This window comes from Duganella sp. CF517, from assembly GCF_900110275.1.
Classification (GTDB): domain Bacteria; phylum Pseudomonadota; class Gammaproteobacteria; order Burkholderiales; family Burkholderiaceae_D; genus Rugamonas.
In genome coordinates this window covers 297,163-312,179 of sequence record NZ_FODC01000002.1, presented here as the reverse complement: position 1 = coordinate 312,179, position 15,017 = coordinate 297,163, and the positions used below count along the sequence as shown (strand labels likewise).

Here is a 15,017-nt window from a genome sequence, read left to right as displayed (position 1 = left end):
AGTTAGATGGAAACAATCTACCTGTTGTTAATGCTGAGTTCGGGTGTGAGCGCCGTCGCACCCGCGCGAGCGGAACCGGCGCAGACGCCGACGCAAGAGCTGACGGTTCCAAACTTTGTCGATAGCGAGCCGGCTTGCGTCGTAAAGGTACCGGTTCTCAACCCGCAATGCACTGCGGAGGGATGCATTTTGCCCGCGCCGGCGGGCTCGAAGCTCGACGCGACAACGCTGTTTTTCAGCTGCTTGCCGAAAGCGTCTCCGACCGGATTTGAACGGCCTGTACCGGAAGCTAAAGTCCAGCTTCTGTTCGCCAAGAACGCACGCGGGCACTTTATGGTGTTGGACGACTTCGCTCCGCCGCCCAACGAGCGATTTCGATATTTAAGTTTTTGCTTGTTTGGAAAGCTAAATAATTTTTGTGGCGTTGCCAGGGTGAGCATGGACTATCGAATAAAGGTGGAAACAACCCGAATGCTCAAGGCGTTTAGTCGAGGGATCGAATTGCAGTATCCGTGGACCGAAGATGGCCGCTGACCATCACTTTGCCACGTGCGCAGGCGGCGGACGGCGGCATTGGCAGGCACTTCACACGCCTCATTGGCCAGCCAATGCTGGTGTGGTAACCCGCTTCACGAGTGGCAACCCGCTTCGCGAACTAGGGAACAAAAGTGAATTGTCATGGACGGAGTAGTTATCAATGGCGCTCGTGATCGGCTTGGTGTTCGGTTCGTCCCCAGACGCCGTCTATGGCTCCGCCAAGGCCAAAGCTGGCCGAGGTGTAACATTGAGCTACGGGTCGAATGTCGGAAAGCTGGACAACAATGCGGCCAACACAGTGCTCGATTCCTTTGGCAGGATGAACGCGGCCGCCTATTTCTTTACCAAGCCCCCCACGTCGCTCGAGGTGTTGTAGAAACCGGATTTGATCTACAAGTACGAGCGTCGGCGCCAGACATACATCGACGGGCAGCGCGTGAAACTATTCGAGCTGTTTAAACCTGGCGAGCATCGATCGCGACACCGTTATTACTCGGAGGTCGGCTACATCGCGCGCCAGGAACAATTCGACGCCGATGGCCGCGTAAACCGCGTGATCACAGTCGACAACTGGCGTCAGCCACGTCCCGGCCCGCGCCCCGCCGTCAACGATAAATTGTTGACCGATAAAGGTATCCGCATTCCCGGCCACCAGATCTACCATCGTGTGTACGACTTCGATGCGAATGGAAAACCGAGGTTGGTGGCGGTCAGCTGGAACTGCGAAATCGGCTATCCGCTGAAAAAGACGAGCATCCTTTCGGCAGATCTGGTCTTTGGCACACCGACAGGCAAGGTGCTCTGGAAGACCAGGGAGGAGTTCGGCAAACATTTCGACTTCAGCCCTGCGGCCGCGCAGGTATTTCCGGATGTGGTCAACGGCATCGAGCCGGATCGGATGTGATGCCAGGGCTGAAGTGGCGGAAATATGTCCGCTTGGAGAGCCGCAAGCGCACGTGTAATTGGTAAAAATGCATGCTTTCCGTTATCATAACGATCTTCTCGGCGTTGCCGTGGCTCCCTGAAAGAAGCTGTGAATAACAAACTCCTCAAGCTCGCCCTGTTGGGCTTAGGTATCGGCGTGGCCGGCGGCGCGCGCGCCGATCTGGCCGGCGGCATGGCGGCGCTCGAGGCGGGCCGCTGCGCGCAGGCGATCAAGGCGCTAACGCCGGATGCGCAAGCGGGCAAAGCCGCCGCGCAGAAGGCGCTGGGCGATGCCTACACCAATGCGCGCGGCCGCTGCGACGATCGCCGGGGCAGCAAGGCGGACGACGCCGAGGGCGAGCGCTGGTATTTGTCGGCCGCCCGGGTGGGGGATGTGGGCGCGCAACGCGAGTTGTACTTTTTGTACGGCGTCAGTGCCGGCAGCCGCAACCCGGAGCAGGCCACGTTCTGGATGGGCAAGGTGGCCGCACTGGGCGGCGCCGCCGACCTGTCGAAATTGGCCACCCGTTACGAGCAAGCCGAGGGCGTGCCGCACGACCGCGTGCTGGCGCACACCTTCGAGTTGCTGGCCAGCCGCGGTGCCGACAAGGACGACAAGAACGACAAGAACGGCAAAGACGAAAAGGGCGGGCGGGCCAAGCGTTTGGCGCGCAACGTGAGCGAGATGTCGCCAGAACAGCTCGCCGAGGCCGAGCGCCTGGCCGCCGCCTGGAAGCCGGGCACGCCGCTGCCGACGGCCTCCGAAACGGGCCGGCGCGATCCGCGCGAGTGGTACCAGGCGGCGGCCCAGGCCGGTGATCTGGACGCCGCCCACAAGGCGGGCACGCTGTACTGGAAGTTCGTCTACGGCTTGAAGATCGACTACGTGCAAGCGGCGTTCTGGTTGCGCAAAGCGGCCCAGGGGGGCGTCGCGGAGGCGCAGTACGAACTGAGCCGCCTGTATGCGCACGGCGAGGGCGTGCCCAAGGATTTCGTGCTGGCCTATGCGCTGGAGCGGCTGGCGCTCAAAGGCGGCAGCCAGGCGGCGGCCAAAACCCCGGACACCTGGGACGACGCGCTCACCGCGCAGCAACTCGAGGAAGGCAAGGCGCTGCTGGCCGCGTGGCGCAAGGGCGACGCCTTCCCCGGGGCCACCCGCTATGGCTTGCAGCGCAAGGTCAATTATGTCGACGAGCCGCAAGGCAAGCGCGAGGCGCCGCCGCAGGTGCTGGCGCTGTTCAAGGCCGCCAACGAAGGCGATGAGGCCGAGTTCGGTCGCTTGCTGGCCCAGGTCGACAATGTCAACGACTATCTGGTCGACGAGGGCAAGCTGCTGCATGCGTTGCTGCGGCCGGCCGAAAGCCTGAGCAAGGAAGGGTGGGCCTGGAAGGAAGCGCGCAAGAACGCGCGCGACACCGCGCACTGGCAGCAACAGCAGGCCCGCCACGCCGCGCTGGCGCCGGCCAAGACGCGCATGCTGGCGCTGGCGCTGCAACGCGGCGCCGGCGTCAACGAGGGCACGCTGCGCGAGAACGCCGCGCCGCTGCATCTGGCGGCGATGTTCGGCACGCCCGAGATGGTGCGGCTATTGCTCAAGCATGGCGCCGATCCGCGCCAATACGGCGGCATCTATCGCAACGAGGCGCCGCTCGAATTCGCGCTGGCGCAGAGCGAGTACGCGCTCGGCCTGCCGGAGCTCATTTCGCCGGCGCAGCGCACCGCCAACATCATGGCGCTGGTCGAGGCCGGGTCGCTGCGCCCTTACATCCGGGTCGATATCGCCGATGCGAAGAAAACCGGCGATGAGCCCAAGCTGAAGCGGCCCGTCGCCGATTACCTGTTGTGGCCGAGACTGGTCGCCCTGACCAGCGGTACGGCGGTGCTGGACGCGCTGCTGGCGACCGGCACCAGGCCGGCCGAGGACGACGATGGCAAGAGCGTGTTCGACAACGCGGCCGAGGCGGGCAACGCCGACGCCATCGGCTGGCTCAAGCCGCGCGTGCCGCGCTACGACGGGAAAAAGCAGGACCGCTGGCTCAACGCGGCCATGCTGGCCATGTACAGCAGCGCGCCCGGGCGCGACAAGGTGCTGCAACAGTTGCTGGTCAAGGATATGGACTGGAGCGTGACGGGGCCGCAGACCGAAAGCTTCCATCGCGACTACCGCACACTGTTCGGCGGCAGCGAGCGCGTCGTAGCCGGCACGCTGCTCCATCACGCCACCCGCGCGCGCCGCACCGAATGGATCGGCAAGCTCGCCGAGCTGGGCACGCCGGTGCGCCGAGGCGGCAGCGGCCGGGACCTGCTTGCCGCCGTGCTCGTGGGCGACGCCGGTCCGGTCAAGACCTTGCTGGAACAGGGCGCCGATCCCGTCGCCGAAGTGCAATCGAGTTTGAGCGAGGACTCGGCCATCGCGGCGGCGCTGAGGGCGCCGCCGGGCCAGGACCAAATGCTCGATCTGCTGCTCGATCATCTCGCCCGGGTCGATAAGAAAGCGCTGGCGCGGCTCACGCCGTCGCCGCTGGAGGCGCTGCTGACGGGCAAAGGCACTATCGACACGGCGCGCCTGCGCAAGCTGCTCGACGCCGGGGCGTCGGCGCGCGGGCTGGACGCGCGCGCCGTCGGCGTGGCCTTCGCCGCGCCGGAGCGCGACGTGGCGACGCTGCTGATCAATCACGGACTGCTCGACAAGCCCGCCGCGGCCGAGACCGGGCAGGGCGACGGGCGGTCGCGCTTTGTCGATGCCGCCATTTACGCGGGCCGGGCCGATCTGTTGCCGGCGCTGCTGGCGCAGGGCGTGGACCCCAACCAGCGCGTGACGCTGGCGGGCGGGCGTGAGCAGCCCAGCTCGGTGGAATATGCGATCTCGCAGGGCCAGCTCGAAGCGCTCAACGTGCTGCTGGCGTTCGGCGGCGTGATCGACACTACCGGCGGCCATGCGTGGGGCAGCGCGCTCGACCTCTCGGTCGCCTCGCTCGATCCGGCGATGCTGCGCGCGGTCACTAAGAACCACGCGCACTCGCTCAAGCAGGTCTGCTTGCCGTCGGCAAGGCAACTGGAAAAGGTCGTGCTGCGCTCGTCGGCCAGCTATTGGACCCTGTTGCGCGAACACGGCTTCGGCCAGGGCGACGCCTGCGGCGGCATGCAGCAGCGTCTCGCGCTGCATCTGTCCACCGCTGATGTGTTGCTGGCAGGCTGGCCGGGCCAGCACCTGGTGGAGCGCTTGCCGCAACTCGCAGCGCGGCCGGAGCGCTTCGATGCCGAGACCTGGGCGGCGATCACGGCGAGCAAAAACGAGGTGTTGCCCAGCCTGTTGGCCAGGGCCGGCTGGAAGTCGGCCACGCCCGCGCCCGCCAACGCGGAGCAGGCGGAGAAGCCGTAAACGAACAAGGCCGCCGACGTGGCGCTGGTTCCGCAATTGGTTGGCCATTATTATTTGTCGGGCGTCCGCGAAGTGGGGCGGAACTGCGGCTCCAGGCGGACGGCAAATTCCAGTACACGATGGCCTACGGCGCCGTGGACGAAGCCGCGCAAGGCAGCTGGAAGGTGTGGAACAAGCAAGTGGTGTTGCGTTCCGATGCCCCGCCCGCGCGGCAGGGCGCGCTGCGCCGCGGCTACCGCCTGGACTTCGCGCCGCCGGAGGCCGTGTCGGGGGAGTTTGATTTCACGCTCGATGTGCGCGCCGGCGCGCTGATATGGAACCGCCAAGGGCGCGAATTGCTGTCCGAGAAAAAATAATCACACGGCCCGGCGGTCACCCCGGGCCGACTTACCAAAGAAGGCAACAATGAAAAATACCCGACGCCTGCTGTGCGCCATCGTTCTGTCCGCAATCGGCTGCGCCGGCGCGCACGCCGCCAGCCTCGATCTGAGCGATTGCGACATCTTGATCGGCAAGAAATCGGGCGCCGCCTACCAGGGCTGGCTCAAGGACAACCACAAGCAAGCCGAGTCGGGCGACCGCGACGCGATTCGTCTGCGCGCGATCGAGGCGCTTAACCGCCTGGCCTGCCACGAGGAGCTGCTCACCGGCGACGAAGGCTGGGGCGTGACGATGACATCCTCCGACGGCGCCTCCGAATCACACCAGCCGGCGATCATCGTCGACATCCGCAAGCAGAAGGGCGCGTGGAGCGCGCTGAACCAGGCCGTCAAGTTCGCTCACCAGGCGGGCGCGTTCGACGTCGGCATGAAGGGCGCCGCGGCCGACCTGGTGGCGCGCTACGCCGCCGACCTGCCGGGGCAACTGGAGGCCGCCTACGGTGACGCGGCCGGCGTATACGAGTATGACTGCGTGCTCAAGCGCCGCTACGGCCGGCGCGACCGGGACGCCGGCTGCGCCTCCGCCCGCACCAGCCGCGCACGGCTGATGACGTTGGTCCCGGCCGCGCGCCGCCAGCCGCTCGACGCCGCAGCGCGGCAATGGGCGGAACGCTTGCCGGCCGTGCCGAAGGACCAGTGACGACCGACGCGCGGGCTGGCCGCACCCTAATCAACATGCAGGGGGTTGCCGATGCCTGAAGCGGTGATTGACATTCTGACGGCGATCTTCCTCGACCACTTTAATTGGGCGACGGGCGTCTGCGTGATTCTGCTGGCAACCTTGGCATCAAGAAAATTCCTGCATGTTCGCTATCCTTATGTTCTCGCGCTGTGCGGCTGGGTTTTTTTACTGGTTTCCGGAACTGCCGTCGCCGCCGTGTTGACGATCGATTTTTTGTCACATGGGCAGGGACTGGAACGGCTGGCGCTGGTCGTTCTTTTCTTGGGCGCGAGTCCTTTGTTCGCATGCGCCCTGTTGGCGGTATTTATGTTCCCGAGGAAGTCAGCCGATTTTTTGCGCTGACCGAACGTGCATTTCTACACGCTATCCGGACGGCGCCGACACAGGAAAATTTCGATGAAAACAGGTTGCATGCTGTTGACGCTGATGTTGGGTTTGGCCGCAGTGACGCGTGCGGGAGCGGACTCGTCCTCCGTTCCGTCCGGTATCGCAATGTCATTCGCGCCGAAGCCCGGAACGCTGGCGCAAATTTCGGTCGACCAGAACCTGGCGACGGTCACCTTGCACATTGGCCCGGTCAGCACAGTGGAGGCAATTTCGGTGGAAGCTGAGCAGAAAATCGACGTCAAGGTCGCCGACTACAATTTCGACGGCTATCAGGATTTTTCCCTGTCACACATCGACGACGGCATGGGAACTTATCAAATGTATCAAATCTATGTGTTTTCTGCTGTCGAGCAGAAATTCGTCCGGTTACAGCCCAGCTGTGGCGACGACTTTATCAACGTCGTTCTTTCGACGCCGGCGCAAAGGCGCCTCACGCATTCCTATTTTTCTGACAGCACGCTGAAAAGTTGCGCGAAGAGTTACTGAGCGCCCCTGGCCCCCAAGACCCTGCCGCCCGCGCGGTCATATATAATCAACTCTTTGCATTTGCCAGCTACCCCTGCTCACGACATGAAATCAACTGAAATCCGCGAGAAATTCCTCAAGTTTTTTGAATCCAAGGGTCATTCGATTGTCCGTTCCAGCTCCCTGGTACCTGGCAACGACCCGACCTTGCTGCTGACCAACAGCGGCATGGTGCAATTCAAGGACGTGTTCACCGGCACCGACAGCCGTCCGTACACCCGGGCGACGTCGGTGCAGCGCTGCGTGCGCGCCGGCGGCAAGCACAACGATCTGGAAAACGTCGGCTACACCGCGCGCCACCACACCTTCTTCGAAATGCTGGGCAACTTCAGCTTCGGCGACTATTTCAAGCGCGACGCCATCAACTTCGCCTGGGAATTGCTGACCAAGGTCTACGGCCTGCCGGCGGACAAGCTGACCGTCACCGTCTACATGGAAGACGACGAGGCCTACGACATCTGGGCCAACGAAGTGGGCGTGCCGAAAGAGCGCATCATCCGCATTGGCGACAACAAGGGTTCGCGTTACGCTTCGGATAACTTCTGGCAGATGGCCGACACCGGCCCGTGCGGCCCGTGCACCGAGATCTTCTACGACCACGGCGCCGACATTCCAGGCGGCCCGCCAGGCTCGCCGGACGAGGACGGCGACCGCTTCATCGAAATCTGGAACCTGGTGTTCATGCAGTTCAACCGCGACGAAGCGGGCGTGATGCATAAGCTGCCGAAGCCGTGCGTCGACACCGGCATGGGCATGGAGCGCCTGGCCGCCGTGCTGCAGCACGTGCATTCGAACTACGAGATCGACCTGTTCCAGGCGCTGATCAAGGCCGCCGCGCGCGAAACCGGCGCCACCGACCTGGAAAACAAGTCGCTGCGCGTAATCGCCGACCACATCCGCGCTTCGGCGTTCATGATCGTCGACGGCGTGATTCCGGGCAGCGAAGGCCGCGCCTACGTCCTGCGCCGCATCATCCGCCGCGCGCTGCGCCACGGCCACAAGCTGGGCCAGACCAAGCCGTTCTTCTACAAACTGGTGGCCGACCTGGCGATCGAGATGGGCGGCGCCTATCCGGAGCTGGAAGAAGCCAAAGACCGCGTCGCGCAAATGTTGAAGGCCGAGGAAGAGCGTTTCGGCGAGACGCTGGAAACCGGCATGAAGGTGCTGGAAGCCCAGCTGGCCAAGGACAGCACCGGCATCGACGGCGCCACCGCCTTCACCCTGTACGAAACCTACGGCTTCCCGCCGGACCTGACCGCCGACATCTGCCGCGAGCGCAACATCAGCTTCGACCAGGAAGGCTATGACGCCGCCCTGAAGGAAAGCCAGGAACTGTCGCGCAAGGGCGGCAAGTCCGTCAAGGACAGCAAGGTCGAATACTCGGGCGAGAAGAACAAGTTCGTCGGTTACGACAACCTGAGCCACGCCACCGCCAAGATCGTCGCGCTGTACACGGGCGGCACCTCGGTGCAGGAACTGACGGCCGGCCAGTCAGGCATCGTGGTGCTGGACACCACGCCGTTCTACGCCGAATCGGGCGGCCAGGTCGGTGACCAGGGTGTCATCAGCGCCGGCGCCGCCGCGTTCAATGTCGATGACACGCTGAAGATCCAGGCCGACGTGTTCGGCCACCACGGCACCTTGTCCGCCGGTTCGCTCAAAGTGGGCGACGCGGTCAGCGCCGACGTCGACCAGGGCAAGCGCGCGCGCACCATCCGCAACCACTCGGCGACGCACCTGATGCATAAGGCGCTGCGCGAAGTGCTGGGCGGACACGTGGCGCAAAAAGGCTCGCTGGTCGACGCCGACAAAACCCGCTTCGACTTCAGCCACAACGCGCCGCTGACGGCCGAGCAGATCGCCGAAGTGGAAGCCAAGGTCAACAAGGAGATCCTGGAAAACCACGCGACCAAGGCGCAGCACATGTCGTTCGACGACGCCGTCAAGCATGGCGCGATGGCGCTGTTCGGCGAGAAGTACGGCGACGAAGTGCGCGTGCTCGACATCGGCACCTCGAAAGAGCTGTGCGGCGGCGTCCACGTGCAGCGCACCGGCGACATCGGCCTGTTCAAGATCATCTCGGAGAGCGGCGTCGCCGCCGGCATCCGCCGCGTCGAAGCGGTGACCGGCGAGGGCGCGCTGGCGCTGGTGCAGTCGATGAACCGCCGCCTGCTGGAAGCGGCCGCCGCGCTGAAATCGAATCCCGAAGAGCTGACCGCGCGTATCGGCCAGGTGCAGGACCACGTCAAGGCGCTGGAGAAGGAACTGGCCGCGCTGAAGTCGAAGCTGGCTTCGGGGCAGGGCGACGAGCTGGTCACGCAAGCGGTCGACGTCAACGGCATCAAGGTGCTGGCGGCCACGCTGGACGGCGCCGACGTGGCCCGCCTGCGTGAGACCATGGACAAGCTCAAGGACAAGCTGAAGACCGCCGCCATCGTGCTGGCGAGCGTTGCCGACGGCAAGGTCAGCCTGATCGCCGGCGTGACGGCCGACGCCACCTCGAAGGTCAAGGCCGGCGAGCTGGTGAACTTCGTTGCACAACAAGTGGGCGGAAAAGGCGGTGGCCGCCCCGATATGGCGCAGGCCGGCGGTACCGATCCGAGCGGCTTGCCGGCGGCGCTGGCAGGTGTTGCCGCATGGGTAGGTCAACGCGCCTAAAGCAACTAGCAGCTTGCAACCACGGCGCTAATGCAGCACCGATGCGGCCCGCGTGTCAAGCGCGGGCCGCTGTTGTTTAAGCAGACTTGTTGTGAAATCGCAAGTTCCCGTTGCGAACTTGCAACGCGCAATGAACTATTTTGGTGCAGCGCGTCAAGCTTCGCAAATTGGAGTAGTATTGCGAAAGTGCTTAACAAACTAGCGGGTTCTTGATGACCGACACGATACTTGAAAACGAAATCATGGAATTCCATAAGGAACTCGACGCGCGCGGCCTGAATTGCCCGCTGCCGATTCTTAAGGCTAAAAAAGCCTTGTCCGAGCTGCAAAGCGGCGAAGTGCTGCGCATCATGGCAACCGACCCCGGTTCCGTGCGCGACTTCCAGGCGTTCGCCAAACAAACCGGCAATGCGCTGCTGTCGCACGTTCAAACCGGACGCGAGTTCGTCTTTTTGATGCAGCGCAAATAAGCGTTAGCCATCTCCGCATCATTCTTCCCTTGTAGAACCGCCGTCTAGGAAAGTCCTTTTTAGACGGTTTCTACTAGCGAAAAATCGCACGATCGTGCTTTAATTTCTTGTGCGCGGTGGATTTCTCATATAATCTAGCCCACATTTAGTCCCGAACATTTATACATTTTCCCAAAGGCACAGCTATGAAAGTCTTGGTACCCGTCAAACGCGTGGTCGACTACAACGTCAAGGTTCGCGTCAAGTCCGACGGCACTGGCGTCGATATCGCCAACGTCAAAATGTCGATGAACCCTTTCGATGAGATCGCGCTGGAAGAGGCGATGCGCCTGAAGGAAGCCGGCAAGGTCACCGAAGTGGTGGCGGTGTCGTGCGGTGTGACCCAGTGCCAGGAAACCCTGCGTACCGGCATGGCGATCGGTGCCGATCGCGGCATCCTGGTCGAGACCTCGGTCGAGCTCGAGCCGCTGGCCGTCGCCAAGCTGCTCAAGGCGCTGGCCGACAAGGAACAGCCGCAGCTGATCATCCTGGGCAAGCAGGCGATCGACGACGACTCCAACCAGACCGGCCAGATGCTGGCGGCGCTGCTGGGTTGGCCGCAAGCGACGTTCGCGTCGAAAGTGGTGCTGGAAGACGGCAAAGTGACCGTCACCCGCGAAGTGGACGGCGGCCTGGAAACCCTGGCGCTGACCCTGCCGGCCATCGTCACCACCGACCTGCGCCTGAACGAGCCGCGCTATGTGACCTTGCCGAACATCATGAAGGCGAAGAAAAAACCGCTGGACGTGACCAAGCCGGAAGACCTGGGCGTCGACGTGACCCCGCGCCTGAAAACCCTGAAAGTCGTCGAGCCGGCCAAGCGCTCGGCCGGCATCAAGGTCCCGGACGTCGCCACCCTGGTCGCAAAACTGCGCACCGAAGCCAAAGTCATCTAAAGGAACAATCATGGTCGCATTAGTCATCGCAGAACACGACAACGCCAGCCTGAAGGGCAGCACCCTCCACACCGTGACCGCGGCCGCCCAGTGCGGCGGCGACGTGCACGTGCTGGTCGCAGGCTCGAACGCCGGCGCCGCCGCGGCGGCCGCCGCGCAGATCGCCGGCGTATCGAAAGTCATCGTCGCCGACGCCGCGCACTTCGCCGACGGCCTGGCCGAGAACGTCGCCGAGCAGGTGCTGGCGCTGGCGGGCTCGTACAGCCACATCCTGGCCCCGGCCACCGCCTACGGCAAGAACATCCTGCCGCGCGTGGCCGCCAAGCTGGACGTCGCCCAGATCTCCGAAATCACCAAAGTGGATTCGCCCGACACCTTCGAGCGTCCGATCTACGCCGGCAACGCCATCGCCTACGTGCAATCGTCGGACAAGATCAAGGTCATCACCGTGCGCTCGACCGGCTTCGACGCCGCCGCCGCCACCGGTGGTTCGGCCGCGACCGAGACCGTCACCGCGGTCGGCGACTCGGGCAAGTCGAGCTTCGTCGGCCGCGAGCTGGCCAAGTCCGACCGTCCCGAGCTGACCGCCGCCAAGATCATCGTCTCCGGTGGCCGCGGCATGGGTTCGGCCGACGCCTTCAAAGTGCTGGAGCCGCTGGCCGACAAGCTGAACGCCGCCATGGGCGCCTCGCGCGCGGCGGTCGACGCCGGCTACGTGCCGAACGACTGGCAAGTGGGCCAGACCGGCAAGATCGTCGCGCCAACCCTGTACATCGCCGTCGGCATCTCCGGCGCGATCCAGCACTTGGCCGGCATGAAGGATTCGAAGACCATCGTCGCGATCAACAAAGATCCGGAAGCGCCGATCTTCTCCGTTGCCGACTACGGCATCGTTGGCGACCTGTTCGAAATCGTGCCGCAACTGGTGGCGGAACTGGGCTAATACAGCCCGGACGCACCCGAGCCACGCTGATCCGGTACCGCCGGATTGCCGTGGCTTTTTTCTTGGAGACATAAGATGCCCTATCAAGCACCCCTGAAAGACATGCTGTTCGTGATGAACGAACTGGCGGACCTGGCCGGCGTCAACGCGCTGCCCGGCAATGAAGACGCGACCCCGGACACGGCCGAAGCCATCTTGGAAGAGAACGCGAAATTCGTCAGCAACGTCATCGCGCCGCTCAACCATCCGAGCGACAAGGAGCCGAGCCATTGGCACGACGGTCAGGTGACCACGTCCAAGGGCTTCAAGGAGGCCTTCAAGGCCTTCGGCGAGGCTGGCTGGCAGGGTGTGCAGCATCCGGTGGAGTTCGGCGGCCAGGGCTTGCCCAAGCTGCTGGCGACGCCGTGCATCGAAATGCTCAACGCCGGCAGCATCTCGTTCGCGCTGTGCCCGTTGCTGTCGGACGGCGCGATCGAAGCGCTGCTGACGGCCGGCAGCGACGAGCAAAAAGCCATCTATCTGGAAAACCTGGTGTCGGGCAAGTGGACCGGCACCATGAACCTGACCGAGCCGCAAGCCGGCTCCGACCTGGCCGCCGTGCGCACGCGCGCCGTGCCGCAGGGCGACGGCACCTACAAGGTGTTCGGCACCAAGATCTTCATCACCTACGGCGAGCACGATTTTTCCGAGAACATCGTCCACCTGGTGCTGGCGCGCACGCCGGACGCGCCGGCCGGCGTCAAGGGGATTTCGCTGTTCATCGTGCCGAAGTTCCTGGTCAACGCCGACGGCTCGATCGGCGCGCGCAACGACGCCCACTGCGTCTCGCTCGAACACAAGCTGGGCATCAAGGCCAGCCCAACCGCCGTGCTGCAATTCGGCGACCATGGCGGCGCCATCGGCACCCTGGTCGGCGAGGAAAATCGCGGCCTGGAATACATGTTCATCATGATGAACGCGGCGCGCTTCGGCGTCGGCCTGCAGGGCATCGGCCTGGCCGAGCGGGCGTATCAAAAAGCGGTGGCGTTCGCCAAGGACCGCGTGCAGTCGCGCGACCTGGCCGGCTCGGCCGGTCCGGTGGCGATCATCCATCATCCGGACGTGCGCCGCATGTTGATGAATATGCGTTCGCAGACCGAGGCGGCGCGCGCGCTGGCCTACGTCGGCGCCGGCATCAGCGACGTCGCCCACAGCCATGCCGACCCGGAAACGCGCAAGGCCAGCCTGGCCGTGTACGAATACCTGGTGCCGATCATCAAGGGCTGGTCGACCGAGATGTCGCAAGACGTCGCGCGCGACGGCGTGCAGGTGCATGGCGGCATGGGCTTCATCGAGGAGACCGGCGCGGCGCAGCACTATCGCGACTCGAAGATTTTGACGATCTACGAAGGCACCACGGCGATCCAGGCCAACGACCTGGTCGGCCGCAAGACCGTGCGCGACGGCGGCGCCGTCGCCAAGGGCATCATCGCGCAAATTCGCGCGACCGAGGCGGAGCTGGCCGCCGGTGGCTCGGCCGACTTCAAGGCGATCCTGGCGCAGCTGTCGTCCGGCAGCAAGGATCTGGAGGCGGTGGTGGAGTACGTCGTCGCCAACATGAAGAGCGACATCAAGGGCGTGTTCTCGGGCAGCGTGCTGTACCTGAAGCTGGCCGGCATCGTGCTGGGTGGCTGGCAGATGGCGCGCGCGGCCGTGATCGCGCAGCGGAAGCTCGACGCCAACGACGGCGACGCCGGCTTCTACAAGGCCAAGATCGCCACGGCGCGCTTCTTTGCCGACCACATCCTGTCGCAAGCGTCGGGCCTGCGCAGCGCCATCATCGACGGCAGCGCCGGCGTGCTGGCGTTGAGCGAGGACCAGTTCTAAGCAGTTCGTACAGCACAAAAAAGCAGCTTCGGCTGCTTTTTTTTCGCCCATCCTTACGCAAGTCGTGCTCACATATTTCATCCATTCGTCACGATCATGGTGTCGCCATATTTCGCGCTACACTATTATGAAAATACACGAATTGATTGCGCTGCTCCAGGCGAATGGCTGGGTTAAAGTTCGTATGACAGGGAGTCATCGCCAGTTCCAGCATCCGATCTTTGCCGGGACGATAACGGTGGCTGGTAAGCGCAGTGTCGATGTGCCTCTTGGCACGCTCAATGTCATTCTCAAACAGGCTGGTTTCAAGAAATAGGAGACGATATGCGCTTTTTAGTCATTATCGAAGAAGGGCCGGAATCGTTTGGCGCCTATGTTCCTGACCTACCCGGCTGCGTTGCGGTTGGAGAGACACGCGAGCAGACTTTAGCCTTGATGCAAGAAGCTATCGCATTTCACTTGGAAGGTTTGAAGGCGGACGGGCAGTCTGTTCCCAAACAGATATCGAGCGTGGAAACGGTGGAAGTGGAGATGGCGTAACGTCAGCGATATTTAATCCCGCAGGTCGTTGTGGTGTAGGCCACTTCGCTGAGTTGAATCCATTTTCGTGCGCGCTGCGTAAAACGAGGATGTTCACAGTGAGGTTCGCCATGAAATCCATCGTTATCGCCCCCATCAAAAATACCCGCAAAGCCTATGCCGTGCAACGCATGAACGAGGCCGCCCGCCGCATGCTTCAAGCAAAAACGGCCGCCGAGGAAATCATGGCCGGCCACTGGGTGCTGGCCTGGGCCGTTGCCGCCGGAGCACGCCCATCAGCCCGCTCGGTACGCGAGGCCGAAGCAGCCATTTCGACACTGGTCGAATTCCGACTTCATTGATGAGTAGAGCTCCTGGCCGAACATGATGCGATGGCCGTCGATCGTGCGCACGCCAAACTCGCGCATGCCCCACGGCTTGTCCGCCAGCGTTTGCGTGAACTCGGCGCCGTTGGCCTGGTACTCGGCAAACACGGCTGCGGCGTCCGACACCGTCACATAGCCATACCAGGAGTGGTCGCCAAGCTGCGCCGGCGGAACGGCATCGGTGCATTCGCCGAGCATCACGCGAAAGCTGCCGCGCGACAGGAACGTCCAGCCGGGCGCCGTGAAGTCTATCTCCAGACCGAGCACCGATGTGTAGTAGTTCGTCGATTTGGCCAGGTCAAGTACGGCCAGCGTGAATCTGACGTGGGTGAACTCTGACATGTTTGTCTCCTTGTCGTATCG

Annotated in this window: 17 protein-coding genes; 16 read left to right on the top strand and 1 reads right to left on the bottom strand. The window is 63.4% G+C overall.

Annotated elements, in window-relative coordinates; genetic code table 11:
* Positions 1 to 6 precede the first annotated feature (6 nt).
* The 16 genes from BMX85_RS08500 to BMX85_RS30005 all read left to right on the top strand — a co-directional run bounded on the left by BMX85_RS08500 (position 7) and on the right by BMX85_RS30005 (position 14,630).
* Entirely contained in the window at positions 7 to 534 is a 528-nt protein-coding gene (locus BMX85_RS08500; RefSeq protein ID WP_090315786.1) for a hypothetical protein, read from the top strand.
* A gap of 163 nt (positions 535 to 697) precedes the next feature.
* Entirely contained in the window at positions 698 to 913 is a 216-nt protein-coding gene (locus BMX85_RS08495; RefSeq protein ID WP_090315783.1) for a BAR domain-containing protein, read from the top strand.
* Positions 914 to 922: 9 nt separating this feature from the next.
* On the top strand, positions 923 to 1,441 hold the full coding sequence (locus BMX85_RS08490) for a hypothetical protein (protein WP_090315781.1): 519 nt from the start codon (positions 923 to 925) through the stop codon (positions 1,439 to 1,441).
* A gap of 129 nt (positions 1,442 to 1,570) precedes the next feature.
* Positions 1,571 to 4,843, top strand: coding sequence for a hypothetical protein (locus BMX85_RS08485; protein WP_090315778.1), 3,273 nt, complete (start codon positions 1,571 to 1,573; stop codon positions 4,841 to 4,843).
* Between the two features lie 119 nt (positions 4,844 to 4,962).
* Positions 4,963 to 5,199, top strand: a complete 237-nt coding sequence (locus BMX85_RS08480; RefSeq protein WP_090315775.1) for a hypothetical protein — start codon at positions 4,963 to 4,965, stop codon at positions 5,197 to 5,199.
* Between the two features lie 49 nt (positions 5,200 to 5,248).
* Complete coding sequence (locus BMX85_RS08475; protein ID WP_090315772.1) at positions 5,249 to 5,923, top strand: hypothetical protein; 675 nt, start codon at positions 5,249 to 5,251, stop codon at positions 5,921 to 5,923.
* Between the two features lie 51 nt (positions 5,924 to 5,974).
* Positions 5,975 to 6,307 carry a hypothetical protein gene (locus BMX85_RS08470; protein WP_090315770.1) on the top strand — a complete coding sequence of 111 codons (333 nt, stop codon included), beginning with the start codon at positions 5,975 to 5,977 and terminating at the stop codon, positions 6,305 to 6,307.
* Between the two features lie 54 nt (positions 6,308 to 6,361).
* A complete protein-coding gene (locus BMX85_RS08465) occupies positions 6,362 to 6,838 on the top strand; it encodes an XAC2610-related protein (protein WP_143067931.1) in 477 nt (158 codons plus the stop codon).
* 84 nt (positions 6,839 to 6,922) lie between these two features.
* A complete protein-coding gene (gene alaS, locus BMX85_RS08460) occupies positions 6,923 to 9,535 on the top strand; it encodes an alanine--tRNA ligase (protein ID WP_090315765.1) in 2,613 nt (870 codons plus the stop codon).
* 242 nt (positions 9,536 to 9,777) lie between these two features.
* Positions 9,778 to 10,005, top strand: coding sequence for a sulfurtransferase TusA family protein (locus tag BMX85_RS08455; RefSeq protein WP_036623531.1), 228 nt, complete (start codon positions 9,778 to 9,780; stop codon positions 10,003 to 10,005).
* Between the two features lie 185 nt (positions 10,006 to 10,190).
* Positions 10,191 to 10,940, top strand: a complete 750-nt coding sequence (locus BMX85_RS08450) for an electron transfer flavoprotein subunit beta/FixA family protein (protein WP_090315761.1) — start codon at positions 10,191 to 10,193, stop codon at positions 10,938 to 10,940.
* Positions 10,941 to 10,950: 10 nt separating this feature from the next.
* On the top strand, positions 10,951 to 11,883 hold the full coding sequence (locus BMX85_RS08445; RefSeq protein ID WP_090315758.1) for an electron transfer flavoprotein subunit alpha/FixB family protein: 933 nt from the start codon (positions 10,951 to 10,953) through the stop codon (positions 11,881 to 11,883).
* 75 nt (positions 11,884 to 11,958) lie between these two features.
* Positions 11,959 to 13,749, top strand: coding sequence for an acyl-CoA dehydrogenase (locus BMX85_RS08440; protein ID WP_090315756.1), 1,791 nt, complete (start codon positions 11,959 to 11,961; stop codon positions 13,747 to 13,749).
* Positions 13,750 to 13,876: 127 nt separating this feature from the next.
* Positions 13,877 to 14,065, top strand: a complete 189-nt coding sequence (locus tag BMX85_RS08435; RefSeq protein WP_090315755.1) for a type II toxin-antitoxin system HicA family toxin — start codon at positions 13,877 to 13,879, stop codon at positions 14,063 to 14,065.
* A gap of 8 nt (positions 14,066 to 14,073) precedes the next feature.
* Positions 14,074 to 14,289 carry a type II toxin-antitoxin system HicB family antitoxin gene (locus BMX85_RS08430; protein ID WP_090315752.1) on the top strand — a complete coding sequence of 72 codons (216 nt, stop codon included), beginning with the start codon at positions 14,074 to 14,076 and terminating at the stop codon, positions 14,287 to 14,289.
* 110 nt (positions 14,290 to 14,399) lie between these two features.
* The gene (locus BMX85_RS30005; protein WP_143067930.1) at positions 14,400 to 14,630 is read left to right on the top strand and encodes a hypothetical protein; all 231 of its coding nucleotides are present in this window, start codon (positions 14,400 to 14,402) and stop codon (positions 14,628 to 14,630) included.
* Here the strand turns inward: BMX85_RS30005 and BMX85_RS08425 are convergent.
* Entirely contained in the window at positions 14,565 to 14,996 is a 432-nt protein-coding gene (locus tag BMX85_RS08425) for a VOC family protein (RefSeq protein WP_090315749.1), read from the bottom strand. The genes BMX85_RS30005 and BMX85_RS08425 overlap by 66 nt on opposite strands.
* Positions 14,997 to 15,017 lie beyond the last annotated feature (21 nt).